The 13,846-nt window shown below is 65.6% G+C and carries 15 protein-coding genes; 3 read left to right on the forward strand and 12 right to left on the reverse strand.

Annotation, left to right across the window (positions count from 1 at the left end; genetic code table 11):
• Positions 1 to 132 precede the first annotated feature (132 nt).
• The 5 genes from purM to uraD all read right to left on the reverse strand — a co-directional run bounded on the left by purM (position 133) and on the right by uraD (position 4,279).
• Complete coding sequence (purM, locus tag G6R19_RS13675) at positions 133 to 1,293, reverse strand: phosphoribosylformylglycinamidine cyclo-ligase (RefSeq protein ID WP_163165852.1); 1,161 nt, start codon at positions 1,291 to 1,293, stop codon at positions 133 to 135.
• Positions 1,290 to 2,981, reverse strand: coding sequence for an amidophosphoribosyltransferase (gene purF, locus G6R19_RS13680; RefSeq protein ID WP_163165854.1), 1,692 nt, complete (start codon positions 2,979 to 2,981; stop codon positions 1,290 to 1,292). The genes purM and purF overlap by 4 nt, the downstream gene beginning before the upstream one ends.
• 59 nt (positions 2,982 to 3,040) lie before the next feature.
• A complete protein-coding gene (locus G6R19_RS13685) occupies positions 3,041 to 3,355 on the reverse strand; it encodes a hypothetical protein (RefSeq protein WP_163165856.1) in 315 nt (104 codons plus the stop codon).
• Positions 3,356 to 3,446: 91 nt separating this feature from the next.
• The gene (uraH, locus tag G6R19_RS13690) at positions 3,447 to 3,785 is read right to left on the reverse strand and encodes a hydroxyisourate hydrolase (RefSeq protein WP_163165858.1); all 339 of its coding nucleotides are present in this window, start codon (positions 3,783 to 3,785) and stop codon (positions 3,447 to 3,449) included.
• Complete coding sequence (gene uraD, locus G6R19_RS13695) at positions 3,782 to 4,279, reverse strand: 2-oxo-4-hydroxy-4-carboxy-5-ureidoimidazoline decarboxylase (RefSeq protein ID WP_163165859.1); 498 nt, start codon at positions 4,277 to 4,279, stop codon at positions 3,782 to 3,784. Before uraD ends, uraH begins: the two co-directional genes overlap by 4 nt.
• A gap of 267 nt (positions 4,280 to 4,546) precedes the next feature.
• Here uraD and G6R19_RS13700 point away from each other — a divergent pair, with 267 nt between their 5' ends.
• The gene (locus G6R19_RS13700) at positions 4,547 to 5,764 is read left to right on the forward strand and encodes a GAF domain-containing sensor histidine kinase (RefSeq protein ID WP_163166315.1); all 1,218 of its coding nucleotides are present in this window, start codon (positions 4,547 to 4,549) and stop codon (positions 5,762 to 5,764) included.
• A 91-nt stretch (positions 5,765 to 5,855) separates the two neighbouring features.
• Here the strand turns inward: G6R19_RS13700 and G6R19_RS13705 are convergent, their stop codons facing one another.
• Genes G6R19_RS13705 through G6R19_RS13720 form a run of 4 tightly spaced genes read right to left on the reverse strand, consistent with a single transcriptional unit; the run spans position 5,856 to position 9,675 of the window.
• Positions 5,856 to 6,281: an ATP-binding protein gene (locus G6R19_RS13705; RefSeq protein ID WP_163165861.1), complete on the reverse strand. Its 426-nt coding sequence runs from the start codon at positions 6,279 to 6,281 to the stop codon at positions 5,856 to 5,858.
• Positions 6,274 to 6,606: an STAS domain-containing protein gene (locus tag G6R19_RS13710; protein ID WP_163165863.1), complete on the reverse strand. Its 333-nt coding sequence runs from the start codon at positions 6,604 to 6,606 to the stop codon at positions 6,274 to 6,276. The genes G6R19_RS13705 and G6R19_RS13710 overlap by 8 nt, the downstream gene beginning before the upstream one ends.
• A complete protein-coding gene (locus tag G6R19_RS13715) occupies positions 6,596 to 8,566 on the reverse strand; it encodes a glycosyltransferase family 2 protein (RefSeq protein ID WP_163165865.1) in 1,971 nt (656 codons plus the stop codon). The genes G6R19_RS13710 and G6R19_RS13715 overlap by 11 nt, the downstream gene beginning before the upstream one ends.
• Complete coding sequence (locus G6R19_RS13720; protein WP_163165867.1) at positions 8,563 to 9,675, reverse strand: SpoIIE family protein phosphatase; 1,113 nt, start codon at positions 9,673 to 9,675, stop codon at positions 8,563 to 8,565. The genes G6R19_RS13715 and G6R19_RS13720 overlap by 4 nt, the downstream gene beginning before the upstream one ends.
• Before the next feature lie 275 nt (positions 9,676 to 9,950).
• On the opposite strand from G6R19_RS13720, the gene G6R19_RS13725 reads away from it, so the two are divergent.
• Positions 9,951 to 10,349 carry a hypothetical protein gene (locus tag G6R19_RS13725; protein ID WP_240341883.1) on the forward strand — a complete coding sequence of 133 codons (399 nt, stop codon included), beginning with the start codon at positions 9,951 to 9,953 and terminating at the stop codon, positions 10,347 to 10,349.
• A gap of 193 nt (positions 10,350 to 10,542) precedes the next feature.
• Here the strand turns inward: G6R19_RS13725 and G6R19_RS13730 are convergent, their stop codons facing one another.
• Entirely contained in the window at positions 10,543 to 11,118 is a 576-nt protein-coding gene (locus G6R19_RS13730) for a GNAT family N-acetyltransferase (RefSeq protein WP_163165869.1), read from the reverse strand.
• Positions 11,119 to 11,162: 44 nt separating this feature from the next.
• Complete coding sequence (locus G6R19_RS13735; RefSeq protein WP_163165871.1) at positions 11,163 to 11,567, reverse strand: hypothetical protein; 405 nt, start codon at positions 11,565 to 11,567, stop codon at positions 11,163 to 11,165.
• Positions 11,568 to 11,664: 97 nt separating this feature from the next.
• On the opposite strand from G6R19_RS13735, the gene G6R19_RS13740 reads away from it, so the two are divergent.
• Positions 11,665 to 13,161 (forward strand): MFS transporter, encoded by a 1,497-nt coding sequence (locus G6R19_RS13740; protein WP_163165873.1) that lies wholly within the window; start codon positions 11,665 to 11,667, stop codon positions 13,159 to 13,161.
• Between the two features lie 167 nt (positions 13,162 to 13,328).
• Here the strand turns inward: G6R19_RS13740 and bcp are convergent, their stop codons facing one another.
• Positions 13,329 to 13,808 carry a thioredoxin-dependent thiol peroxidase gene (gene bcp, locus G6R19_RS13745; RefSeq protein ID WP_163165875.1) on the reverse strand — a complete coding sequence of 160 codons (480 nt, stop codon included), beginning with the start codon at positions 13,806 to 13,808 and terminating at the stop codon, positions 13,329 to 13,331.
• Positions 13,809 to 13,846 lie beyond the last annotated feature (38 nt).

Below are 13,846 nucleotides of genomic sequence, written 5' to 3' on the forward strand. Positions count from 1 at the left end.
GCCTGCACCTCTGGCTGATCCCAAGGTGATGGAGGGTTGCCTGATGTTTTGCAGGAGGCGATGGCGGGCTTGAGATCGTGGCACAAAAAAGCCGGCGGGTGCTCAAGGCACCCGCCGGCATTCCGCACAATCTTAGGCGTAGGCGTTGACCAGGCGGACCGCGCCGCCGTCCACGCCCTTGGCGCCCTGTACGTAATCCGGGCCGGACTTCAGGATTGAGTCCGAGTCCTTGGTGACGGTGCCCATGATCCATGACGGCAGGCCGCGGTCGTTCAAGCGGGAGACCGCTGCATCAGCAACGTCTGCGGAGACGATGGCCACCATGCCCACGCCCAGGTTCAGGGTGCGCTCCAGGTCTGCCAGGGGCACGTTGCCCAGTTCGGACACCAGCTTGAAGATGGCCGGCAGCTCCCAGGTGGAGCGGTCAACGGTGGCCACCAGGCCCTGGGGGAGGACGCGGGCCAGGTTGGCGGCCAGGCCGCCACCGGTCACGTGGCTGAAGCCGTGGACTGCAGATTCACCGGTGACGGGGAAGGTGCGGGCAAGGTCCAGGCAGTCCGCCGCGTAGACACGCGTGGGCTCCAGGAGTTCCTCGCCGAGGGTACGGCCAAGTTCGGAGACCTGGCGGTCCAGCGCCCAGCCGGCGTGGTTGATCACGCGGCGCACCAGGGAGTAGCCGTTGGAGTGCAGGCCCGAGGAAGCCATGCCGATCACGACGTCGCCGGCGCGGACGCGGTCCGGGCCGAGGAGGTGGTCGGCCTCGATGATGCCGGTGGCTGCGCCGGCAACGTCGTACTCGTGCTCACCCAGCAGGCCGGGGTGCTCGGCGGTTTCGCCGCCCACCAGCGCGGTGCCGGCTACGGAGCAGGCTGCTGCGATGCCGCGGACAATGTCGGCGATGCGCTCGGGCACCACCTTGCCGCAGGCGATGTAGTCCGTCATAAAGAGGGGTTCTGCGCCTACCACGACGATGTCGTCCACCACCATGCCCACCAGGTCGAAGCCGATGGTGTCGTGGATGTCCATGGCCTGGGCAATGGCCACCTTGGTGCCTACGCCGTCGGTGGACGTTGCCAGCAGCGGCTTCTTGTAGGTGAGGAGCTTAGAGACGTCGTAGAGGCCGGCGAAGCCGCCCACCCCGCCGATCACCGAGGAGTTGTGGGTGGCCTTGATGGCACCCTTCATAAGCTCGACGGCGCGGTCGCCGGCTTCAACATCGACGCCCGCGGAGGCGTAGGTGATGCCGGCTGTGTTCCCGGCGGTGTTGCCGGAGGCGGGGGCAGCGGAAGTCATACGGACTCTTTCTTGTCAGCGTCGGGGGTGGTGAGTGCGTGATGAATCTCTGGCACAAGGTCGGCTTCGGTCAGCAGGTTCTCAAACTCCGAGTCCGGTCCGGGATCGCAGCCCGTGGCGCCCGACTTTTCCGCCGGATCCACTGCCGGGTCGACTGCAGGGTCCACGGCAAGGGCGGCAGTCCGGCCCGGAAGGGCGGACGGCGAGGGCTTCAGGCCACCAAGGTCCGTGCGTTCCAGCAGGTTCTTGCCCAGCTTGTCCGAACCCGGAAGCTCGATGGGGTACTTGCCAGTAAAGCATGCGGTGCACAGGCGCTCCCGGGGCTGCCGGGTGGCGCCGATCATCCCGTCCTCAGAGATGTAGGCCAGCGAGTCTGCACCGATGGCCTGCGAGATCTCCTCGATGGTTGCGCCGTTCGCAATGAGCTCGGCGCGGGAGGCGAAGTCGATGCCGTAGAAGCAGGGCCACTGCACCGGCGGGGAGGAGATCTTGACGTGGACTGCTGCGGCACCGGCTTCGCGGAGCATCCGGACGATGGCGCGCTGCGTGTTGCCGCGGACGATGGAATCGTCCACCACCACCACGCGCTTGCCGCGGATCACGGACTCGAGGGCGTTGAGCTTGAGCCGGATACCCAGCTGGCGCAGCGTCTGCGAAGGCTGGATGAAAGTACGGCCAACATAGGAATTCTTAACGAACCCGTGGGCGAACGGGATGCCGGATTCCTCGGCGTAGCCCACGGCGGCAGGCGTGCCGGACTCGGGAACAGGAATCACGATGTCCGCTACCTGCGTGTTTTCACGGGCCAGCTGGCGGCCCATCTCCACCCGGGACTCGTACACGGAGCGGCCTGCGATGGCGGCATCCGGACGGGCAAGGTAGACGTACTCGAAAACGCAACCGGCCGGCGTCGGCTCCGCAAAACGCTGGGAACGCACGCCCTGCTCGTCGATGGCGATGAACTCGCCGGGCTCGATCTCGCGGATGAAGCTGGCGCCTACGGTGGCAAGTGCGGACTGCTCGGACGCGACCACCCAGCCGCGTTCCAGCCGGCCCAGGACCAGCGGGCGGATGCCGAAGGTGTCGCGGGCCGCGTAGAGGGTGCCTTCGTCCATAAAGACGAAGCAAAAGCCGCCCTTGATCTTGGGCAGCAGTTCGATGGCAGTCTCTTCGAGGGACTTGCCCGGCTCGCCCTCCAGGAGGGCGGTGACCAGGGCGGTGTCCGAGGTGTTGCCCTGCTTCATCTCGCCGGTGAGCTGGCCGCCGTTGCGTTCCTGGATCATGGCGTTGAGCTCGGCAGTGTTGGTGAGGTTGCCGTTGTGCGCCAGGGCCACTGTCCCGGTGCTGGTGGCGCCGAGGGTGGGCTGGGCGTTGGCCCAGTGGCTGGCTCCGGTGGTGGAGTAGCGGCAGTGGCCCACGGCAAGGTGCCCGGTGAGGGTGTTCAGGGTGGTCTCGTCGAAGACCTGGGAAACGAGTCCCATGTCCTTGTAGACGTTGATCCGGTTGCCGTCGCTGGTGGCTATACCAGCGGACTCCTGACCGCGGTGCTGCAGTGCATACAGCCCGTAATAGGTTAGTTTTGCTACTTCTTCACCTGGTGCCCAGACTCCGAAAACGCCACAGGCGTCCTGCGGGCCTTTTTCGCCAGGGAGAAGATCATGGGAAAGTTTTCCATCGCCGCGTGCCACTGGTCGATTATCTCACGACATGGGGTAAGACTTTTCCGGCCGCCCGTTTATGACCGGGGCTAGGGCTGCGGGTCCGTATCCGGTTCAGAGTCCGGGACGGACTCCACGACGGCCCGCTGCTGCCGCTTGACGCTGCGCCGGTCCAGGATGAGCGCCACTACGGCACCCAGGACCGCGCCGGCGGCGGCGAACAGCACCAGGAAGAATCCGAAGACGGAGCCGGCGTCGAAGCTTGGCGTTTCCGGCAGGCCGTAGGCCACCACTGCCGCAGCGGCGATACCCACCAGTGCGCCCAGAATCAGGAACGGGACGTACTTGGGCGCACGGCGGACTGTGATTTCGCGGCGCTCGGCGGAGGGTTGTTCAGAAGGCATGCATCAAGCCTACATTTCCGCCGTTGACCTATCACTTACGGTTGCCAAAACCCCGGAATGGGGACCATAAGTGATAGGGCAACGGGGTGGGTCAGCTGCCGCGGTAGGTGGAGTATGCGAACGGGCTCAGCAGGAGGGGGACGTGGTAATGCTCGGGGCCTGTGACTTCGAACACCAGGTCAACCTCCGGGAAGAACGTGGCGGTCTGCAGTCCGGCGTAGTAGCTCCCGGTGGCGAAGTTGAGCTTGTAGTGTCCGGGTTCCAGCTGCTCCGGGCCCAGGTCCTTCGCACGGCCGTCGGCGTCGGTAGTGGAGCCGGCCAGTTCCTGCCAGCTGCCGCCGTCGTTCTTGTACAGCACGACGGCGACCCCCGCCGCCGGGCGTCCGGCGCCTGTGTCGAGGATATGGGTGGTGACGTGGGAGACGCTCATTCGGTGATCAGTCCTTCGAGCCGGAGTACGGCGATCTCGCGCAGCTGCTGGGCCACGATGGTGTCTTCTTCGGCCGGGGAGTTTTCCAGCCGCTCCTTCAGGGACTGCAGGATTTCCGGGGCTGTGCGGCCGGCGGCGCGGATCAGGAAGACGCGGCCAAACTTCTCCTCGTAGTCCCTGTTTCCCTGAGCCAAGGCCTCTGCCAGCGCGGTGTCCGCCGGATCTACCCCGGCCTGCTCGGAACGGGACATGGACGCTTCGGTGGTGGCCGCCGTCGGCCGTTCGCCGATCCGCGGGTGATGCGCCATGGCGGACTCAACCTCTTCGGATGTGAAGGGGTTGGCGGCAACGGAAGCAAGTGCGAGCAGGGCTTCCTTGGTGGGGAAAGGCCGGGCGGCGGCAACGGTGTCCACCCAGCGCTGGACGTCGATGCAGGGCCTGAGGGTTTCCGCAGTCCTTGCGGGGTCCGCGGTATTGAATTCGGCAAGCTTCATGCTGGCTGGTTCCTCGGTGACAAATGCTGGCATCCATGGTGACGGCTATGCGGAGGCCGGATCTCCCGGCACCCAAAGCTGCAGCAAAATCGGCTTTGAGCTTCCGCATCATGGAACTGTTATTTCAGCATACGTAATATTCAAGTTGACCGTTGGGGTGGTGTCAAGAGACTACCGCAGGCGTCTGGCCGGACGGGTATCATCGCGGAAGAGCTTTCGGCTCGACGATGATGCTGGGGGCTCAAGAAGAATATGGACGCGACAGCTATGCAAATGCTGACCGATCAGGATCCGCGGGACCTTGACCTGCGGGATTATGGGCTGCTCCCTGACACTGCGGGACAGATTCCGGAACTGGTTGACGAACAGGCCCGTGGTGCCCTCAATAACCTGGTGCGCCTGGCCGCCTCGCTCTGCGGGGTGCCCTACAGCGTGGTCAACATCATCACGTCCGGCCATCAGCTGCAGATCGCCGCCTCCGGGACCGATGCCGGCATTTGCTCCCGCGAGGACTCCATGTGCGCCAGCGTATTCCTTGAACCAGGAACCACAGTGGTGCGGGATGCCTCGCAGGACCCCCGGTTTGCCGCAAACCCGTTCGTGACCGGGGAGATAGCCGACGTCCGCTTCTACGCCTCCGTGCCGCTAAGGACCGCCAGCGGGCTGGTGCTCGGCTCGCTGTGCGTGTTCTCCGAGGGAGCCGAACTTCCCAGGCGCGAGCAGATTGATGTGCTGGAGGTGCTGGCGCAGCAGGTAGTGGAGCTTCTCGAACTGCAGCACCGCACCCTGCAGCTCAATGAGGCCCTGGCCGAGCTGGAGCGCAGCAATGCGATGCTGGCCGAGTTTGCCGGCCGCGTCAGCCACGACCTCCGTGCTCCGCTCACCACCATCCTTGGTTATGTGGAGCTGGCCGAGGATGATCCCGAAATTCCCCAGGACCATCCGGTTAAGGAGTACCTGCAGCTCATCGGCAGCGGCGGGCAGCGAATGCTGGGCACCCTGCAGGACGTGCTGGACTACTCCCGGGCAAACGGGCAGCTGAACCGCGAACGGGTGTCACTTCTGGCTGTGACGGCAGAGGCGGCCCAGGACCTTGGTGTGAGCCTCGGCCTGGGCAGCGGCATCCTGTGCGAGGATGCCCAGCTGTATGCCGACCGGTCGCAGCTGCGCACGATGGTGCAGAACCTGCTCGCCAACTCCCTGAACTACCGTGACCCCCGGCGGGACCTTCGGGTGGCTGTCACCGCCACAAGCTGCCCCCGCGGACTCACCGTCCACGTCGCCGACAACGGCAAGGGCATCCTCCCCGCCGACCGGCCCCGGGCCGTGGAGCCTTTGGTGCGGCTGAACCGGCCCGGCGACGGTCCCGGGACAGGGCTGGGCCTGGCCACGTGCCGCCGGATCGCGCAGGCGCACGGTGGCGAGCTCACTATCAGCGACACTCCGGGCGGCGGGGCCACTGTCTCGGTGACCTTCCCGAACTAGCGCCACCGCCCCACCCGGAGTTTTTGTCCAGATATGCAGGGTTCCGAGCGCCGGAGGCCTGCATATCTGGACAAAAACTCCGCTGAGGGTTCTAGTCCTGCTGCGAGGTCCGCGACAGGACCCAGGTGTTCGTGCCGTCCTGCCGCTCGAACGTGACCGTGGTGACCAGGGCTTGGATCAGCGCCAGCCCCCGGCCGGACTCGGCCTCCTCGCCCGGCCTCGCCGGTTCCATCGGGCCGAACGGGGGCTTGGCGTGATAGGCGCTGACCCGCGCCTGCAGCAGCGTTGGCCGCACTTCGATGTCCACGCCCAGCTCCACCGGCTCCTGCCCGGCCGGCTCTGCATGCTGGACGATGTTCGACGCCGACTCGATCACCGCCGTCGTAAACGTCATCTGGTCCATGTCCTGCACGAAGGGGACGTCAAGCCACAGGCTGTCGAGATCATTGTGGACGGACTCGATGGCGTCCCCGGCAGCCAGCCCGCGGAAGCTGCGGGATGCCAGGACCTCAGTCATTGCTGAACGCCTCTTCGGCTGATCCGTAGGCCGTGAGGACCTTGTCCATGCTGGTCAGCTGCAGGACCATTTTCACCTGCGGCTGGACCGCTGCGATCCGCAGGTCCCCGCCCGCCTGCCGTGCCGCCTTGAGGCAGCCGATGAGCGCGCCGAGGCCGGAGGAGTCCATAAACGCCGTGTTCTCCAGGTTCACCACAATGCGGTTGGATCCGTTGGCGATGACGCCGGTAACAAACTCGCGGAGCTTGGGGGCCGAGACCATGTTCAGCCGCCCCTCCGCCTTGACCTCCGCATACGAGTCCTTGACCTCATAGCTAAACTCCATCGGCATTCCTCTCTGTAACAGCCGGCTCTGCGGCCGGTTCATAACCCTTGTAAAGCACTGCGCGCACCAGGATGCTCATGACCACCAGGTCGAAGATGACCCAGGCGACGTTCACCAGGGTGCCCAGCGGTTCGGCAAGGCCGTTCGCCAGCCGAATGATTCCGACGACGGCGGCCACGGCCAGCAGCACGGACACCACGATCTGTGGCTGGATCAGGCTCCAGCCGGGTCCGCCGCTCTGACGGGCCTTGGGGGTGACGGCAAACCCGAGGGGACGGCGGAACCAGACGTTGCGGGCCGCCGTCGAGCACGCCTTGATCCAGGTGGGGAACAGGGCGAGGCTGTACTGCTGGCCACGCCAGGTGGGAATGCCCCGGCCGGCGACGGCAAACAACAGCTGGTTGACCACCATGAACGGAATGAACCGGACGAAGAAGTCCCAGCTCAGGCTCGTGACCGGCAGGATGCCCAGCAGCAGGTAGATGATGGGGGCGGCGAAGTAGATGACCGCCGCGTAGCCGCTGAGGTAGGTCCACATGGTGGCGAAGTACATCAGCCGCTGGCCCAGCTTCAGGCCCTTCTGGACGAGCGGATTTTCGCGGAGCAGCACCTGGATGGTGCCCTGCGCCCAGCGGAGGCGCTGGGTGAGCATGGTCTTGAGGTCCTCCGGTGCCAGGCCGTACGCCAGGACCTCGTGGTGGTAGACGCTCTCCCAGCCCATGGCGTGCATGCGCATGGCAGTGGCCATGTCCTCGGTCACGGAGATGGTGGCCAGCGGCATGACCGGCTGGGCTTCGTCGTTGCGTTCCACCGAGAGCGCGTCCAGGACTGCCTGCACGGATTCCAGGGCTCCGAGCGGTGACCAGTCGCGGGCGGACATGCGCTGCACGGCGTCGTCGGCCACGACCGGAACGCCGGACTCGCCCACATGGGCCAGTTCCATGGCGGCGATTTCTTCGAGGTCGGCCTGGAGCGCTTCGACGTCGGCCATCACCAGGGTCTGCACGGCGGCATCCACACGGCGCCGGACGCGGTACGTGATTTCGCTGAGCGGCTGGCCGGCGTCCAGTTCGTGCTGCGCCTCCCGCGTGGCTGCCTCCACCTCATCGAGCACCTGGACCACCAGCGGAGTCTCCACGTCCGCAGACTTCCGGGCCTGCTTGATGGCGGAACGGGAGGCGGACAGCGCGCGGCGGATGCTCTTCTCGGTTTCCTTCACGTAGCCCACAAGGCCCAGCTGCATCAAAGCCTCGCGGCGCAGGATGGCGTTGGAGCCGCAGAAGAAGGCGGCGTTCCAGCCGTCCTTGCCCTGCTGGATGGGGCCGTAGAAAAGCGGTGCCTGGCTGCCCAGGGGGTCATCGGCGGGCACGTTGCTGAAGTACTGCGGCGTCTGGACCAGCGCCACCCGGCGGTTGTTGAAGTACCCCAGCGTTTTTTCGAGGATGTCCGGCTCAGGGATCTGGTCCGCGTCCAGAATCAGGAGGAACTCGCCGTGTGTTTGCATCAGGGCGTTGTTCAGGTTGCCGGCCTTCGCGTGCCGGGGGACGTTCGAGGTCCAGTCCTCGCTGCGGGTGACATAGCCCAGGCCGTGCTGCTCGGCGAGGGCCTTCAGCTCGGGCCGAGCGCCGTCGTCGAGGATCCAGGTGCTGTGCGGATGCCGGACCTTCTGGGCGGCGAGTGCGGTGGTCATCACCATGTCCAGGTCTTCGTTATAGGTGGTGATGAAGACATCCACGGTGGCATCATGCGGGGGCGGTGGCGCGCCCTTGCGGATCTTCAGCTTCCAGACGGTCATGCCGAACAGCATGACGTCGATCAGGCTGTAGGTTTCGGCGACCACCAGCGGCACGGCGATCCACCACGCATCCCAGTTGAGGGAGGCCACCCAGCGCCAGGCAATGTAGTTGACACCGGTAATGACCGTCAGGACCACTACCAGGCGGGTCAGGAAGCGGGTCATGCGGTTGCGTCTTCCGGCAGCCGGCGGACCACCACTACGGTGACGTCATCCTCCGCGGTTTCGGCCGGGGCTAGTGCCATGATGGCGCTGCTGGCCGCCTGCGACGAATCGCCACTTTGGGCGGCGCGGCCCACGGCTTCGGTGAAGTCCTCCACGGAGCCGAAGACGTCCAGCACACCGTCACTGACCACCACCAGCGAATCTCCCGGGGCGAGCTCCAGTGATGATTGCGGCCAGGAAGTCCCTTCCCAGGCGCCCACCGGCGGGCCGCCGGAAGGGAGCCGGTGGGCCGTGCCGCCGGGCCGAACGTGCAGCGCAAGCCCGTGCCCGGCGTCGACATAGCTGACCGTTCCGGAGGCCGCGTCCAGCCGCGCGTGGAACAAGGTGGCAAAGGAGTTGGAGGAGTCCAGGTCCGTGGCGATGGCCTTGCTGGCGGTGGCGAATGCCCCGTCCAGGTCCTGCCGGTGACCGGTGGAGCGCATGACGGCGCGCACTGTTGCTGCGATGAGCGCGGCTCCCATGCCCTTGCCCATGGCGTCGGCGAAGGTCAGGTGGAGCCCGTCCTGCGTCTGGTACCAGTCATAGAAGTCGCCGCCCACGCTGCGGGACGGGCGGAACATGCCGGCCACGTCGTAGCCCTCCACGCGGATGTCCTCCTTGGGAAGGAGGCTTTGCTGGACCTCCGTGGCGCGCTCGAGGTCATTGCGGGCGGCGGAGTCCGCGGCGGCGGAAGGCCTGCGGCGGAAGAGCGCGTTGATCCTGGACTGCAGTTCCCGGGGGCTGAACGGCTTGCTGATGTATTCATCAGCTCCGTTGTCCAGGCCGGTCAGCTTGTCCAGTTCGTCCGCGCGGGCCGTGAGCATCACAATGAAGGCATCCGAGAATTCGCGGAGCATCTTGCAGACTTCCAGGCCGTCGATGTCCGGCAGGTTCAGGTCCAAAGTGACCAGATCTGGCTTGCGGCGGCGGACTTCCTCCACGCCGGGCAGGCCGGCGTCGGCCTCGGTGACGTCGAAGCCCTGCTTAACCAGGACACGGACCAGCAGGCCGCGAATGTCCGGGTCGTCCTCAATAACAACGGCACGACGGATTTCAGGGGGAGAGACCATAGCTCTACTTCTACCGTATTAACCGCTACCGGCGGTGTCACAGCGCTTCGCAGGCTTGGATTTCGTGGTTGTTTCCTTGCTCACGCCGGGGCGACGGCGGCGACGGCGGCGCGGAGCCGGCCGGACGGGGAGATCTTGCGTCAATCTTGGGACCCGCTTGCCCGGACGTTGAGGAAGGCCCGGGACACTCGAAGGGAGGGAGCAGCTTCTTCAAGTACGAGGGTCAAGGACGATCCGTCCGGAGGCTGCACGGCTGGCAGGAAGGCGGAGCAGCCATGGGACAGATCAATAAAAAAGACCGGACGACGGCGGGCGGCCCTGTCGCGGAACCGGCCCGTGCAGTGCCGGCTGGTTCAGAGCTGGACTCCCTGACATCAGGAGGGGAAGCGGTGCCCGGCGACCTGTTGCAGGCAGCTGTGGACAAGGGCAGGGCGCTGCTGCGTGTCTACTTCCACTCACGGAAAGTGCGTGCCGCCGCCAATGCTCTGGCCCAGGCGCTGGCCGAATCGCGCGAGGCGTCCAGCTGGCCGGGCGATCGGCTCCCGGTCGGCGCGGAGATGTCCGTGCAGGTGGAGAAGCTGACGCGCCGCCTCAAGTTGGAAACCGAGGCGCACAACAGGTTGGAGGCACTTTTCAAGAGTGTGGATTTGGGGCGTTCCGCAGCGGCGGCTTAGGTGCCACACTTAGGAGCAATCGAGTGGCTGGGGGTTACCGGGTCAGGAGATTGTTATGGGTTGGTGGACAGGTTGGGCGTACCTCATTGCGGGACTCATGACGGTCGACGCTCTGCTTCTGGCATTGTGGGCCATCGACGAGGACTGGCCCGGCAAATGGTGGAAAAAGCCCTGACCCGCTGGTCCAGGACCATCAACCTCCCAAGTCCAGGCGCATCAGGACCCGCGGGAAGCCGTTGAGGATTGATTCCGTGTCCGCGGCCTTCGTGAAGCCGGCGTCCTCGAAAAGCTTTCGGGTGCCCACGTAGGCCATGGTGAGGTCGACTTTCCGGCCGCCGTTATCCACTGGGTAGCCCTCCACGGCTGCTGCCCCATGGCTCCGCGCCAGTTCTACGGCACCCTTCAGCAGGTGGTGGGAAATGCCCTTACCCCGATGGCCCGGCCGTACCCGGATGCACCACACCGACCACGCCTCCAGATCGTCCACGTGCGGGATCTTCCGGTTGACGGCGAAACTGGTGTCGGCACGGGGGTGGACTGCTGCCCACCCAACTACCTCGCCGCCGTCGTACGCCAAGACACCCGGCGGGGGATCCTGGGCCACCAGCTCTTTCATCAGGTCCCCGCGCTCCGTCCCATGCAAGGCCTGGTTCTGTTTGGACGGGATTCGGTAGCTCAGGCACCAGCAGACGTTGGCGTCGGGCCGCTTGGGCCCCACCATCGTCCTGACGTCCTCGAACTCGGTGGCCGGACGGACCTCGATCGCCATGCGGCCATCCTGTCACCGGACCCCGGAAGGGGCAACGGGGGCTCTTAGTCCACAGCAACACGTCCGATGCTCCACGCCGCGACTTTGCGGAGGTCAACCCTGGTGGCTGGCATACGCACGTGGACTCCCCCTGAAAGCAGTACCGGCTCAAGGAAGTGGATGTACCGCTCCTGCCTCGTCAACCCCACGGTCGGCTCCAAAGATTCGAAGGCGTCCGCGATGGCAGGGCTGCCGATGCGGATCTGGTCATTCTGCCGCTGCACCCATGCCTGCTCCGAGACCACGGACCCGGAGATGACGGTGCCGTCAACTACAACGGTGAGCTCGATGGTGGCGTCATGGGCCGCAAACAGCCGGGTCAACAGCAGCGCCAGGCGGTGGTCGATCCCGTACCAGGACTGCTCTGCACCCACTGTGGAGAATGCTTCTTCCATCGGATCGTCCGCCATGGTTCGTCCTTTCGTGGCCGGTGGAGCTGAATGCCCTCCTTTACGAGCTTAGTTTCCACCCTGTCGGCTCCGGTCAGTCCTCACTACACTGGGACGCATGACCGAGCAGGAACCGGCCCGGGGCAGGGCTGCTGCGGCTTCCGACGGCGGGGCGGGGCTTGGCGAGGATGTGGCCCTCGCCTCCACCCCTGGTGAGGACGGGGAAGCCCCGCACCTGGCGGACCCGGACGCCGTCGACTCCTCCGTGCGCAGCCCGGCGGAAAGGTCCCGCACCTTCACCGGGATCCTGGTGAACACCGCCCTCGCCAACATCACCACCAGTTACCTGTGGTTTGCACTGACGTTCTGGGTGTACCTGGAAACGCGCAACGTAATCGCCACCGGGGTGGTGGGCGGCGCGTACATGCTGCTGATTGCCCTTTCCAGCATCAGCTTCGGCACCTTCGTGGACCGTTACCGCAAGCTGGCCGTGATGCGCTTCGCCGCCGCCTTCACCCTGGTGATGTTTGTCCTGTCCGGGGTGATGTTCCTCCTGACGCCCGCGTCGTCGCTGCTGGACCTTGGGCAGCCCTGGTTCTGGGTGTTCACCCTGGTCATCCTGATCGGTGCGGTGGTGGAGAACCTGCGGAACATCGCGCTGTCCACCACTGTCACCATCCTGATCGAGCCGGACCGGCGGGCCAACGCCAACGGCCTGGTGGGAATGGTGCAGGGGTTGATGTTCCTCATCACTTCCGTGCTGTCAGGGCTGTCCGTGGGGCTGCTGGGTATGGGGTGGACCATCGTGGTCGCCCTCTTGCTCACGGCGCTCGCCTTCGCACACCTGCTCACCCTCCGCATGCCTGAGGAGACGCAGGTCGCGGCCACCGATGCGCACGGCGGGTTCGACCTTCGCGGCTCCTACGCCGCTGTGCTGGCCATTTCCGGCCTGTTCGCACTGATCCTGTTCTCCACGTTCAACAACTTCATCGGCGGCGTCTACATGGCGCTGATGGACCCCTACGGCCTGGAGATGTTCCCAGTGGAACTCTGGGGCGTTTTTCTGGCTGTAGGCTCCAGCGGATTCCTGATCGGCGGGGCGCTGATCGGCAAGTTCGGCCTCGGGTCCAACCCGTTGCGCACCCTGCTCCTCGCGGTGGTGGCCATGGGGGTCCTCGGCGCCGTGTTCACACTCCGGGAGTGGGCATGGCTGTACGTCGTCGGGATCTGGCTGTACCTGACGCTGGTCCCCGTTGTGGAGGCCGCCGAGCAGACGGTGATCCAGCAGGTGGTTCCGCTGCCACGGCAGGGCCGGGTGTTCGGTTTCGCCATGGCGTTTGAGTCTGCGGCGGCGCCCATCACGTCCTTCCTTATTGCGCCGATCGCCCAGTTCTGGATCATTCCCTACGCACGGTCGGCCGACGGCGCGGCCCAGCTGGCCCCGCTGCTGGGCGAGGGCACCTCCCGCGGTATTGCGCTGGTGTTCCTCATCGCAGGGATCATTATGGTCATCGCCGCGCTGCTGGCTTTCCTGACCCCCGTGTACCGGCGGGTGTCGGCCGAATATCAGCAGGCGGCCGCAGAGGCGAAGGCTACGGCGGACACGGACGCGTAGGGCGCCAAAGTCGCAGGATGACGTGCCGCCGCGATTGTGCCCTTAACGCCGGGACGCCCCGCAGTCGTTTCCTGAAGAAGGTGCGAGAGCGTCCCGTGAAAATGCGCGTTAAGTGCGAGAGCGTCCGTTGAAAATGCGCGTTAAGTGAGAGAGCGTCCGGGGGGAGGCTAGATTCCCAGGGCTTCCTTCAGTGCAGCAACGTGGCCGTCGGCCTTGACCTGGTACTGGGCCAGCGTGACTTTGCCTTCGGGATCCAGCACCACGGTTGAGCGGACAATGCCCTCGGTGATTTCGCCGTTGACCAGCTTCTCGCCCCAGGCACCGTAGGCCAGGGCGACTGCGTGGTCGGGGTCGGACAGCAGCGGGAAGGTCAGGGAGAAGTCGCCGGTGAAGCCGGCGAGGGCCTCCGGCGCATCGGGGGAGATGCCGATGACCTCGTAGCCCTTGCCCTGCAGGGAGGCCAGGCTGTCGCGGAAGTCGCAGGCCTCGGTGGTGCATCCGGGGGTGGCGGCCTTGGGGTAGAAGTACACGATGACGTTCTTGCCACGGTAGTCGGCCAAGGCAGTCTCGCGGCCCTGGGCGTCCTGAAGGGTGAAATCAGGGGCCTGGGTTCCGGGCTGAAGCTTGGTGGTCAGGGTCTGGCTCATGGCGTTCCTTTGGAAGACTTTGTCAGTTACTGGCAAAA

Source organism: Arthrobacter sp. Alg241-R88, assembly GCF_900537115.1.
Classification (GTDB): Bacteria; Actinomycetota; Actinomycetes; order Actinomycetales; family Micrococcaceae; genus Arthrobacter.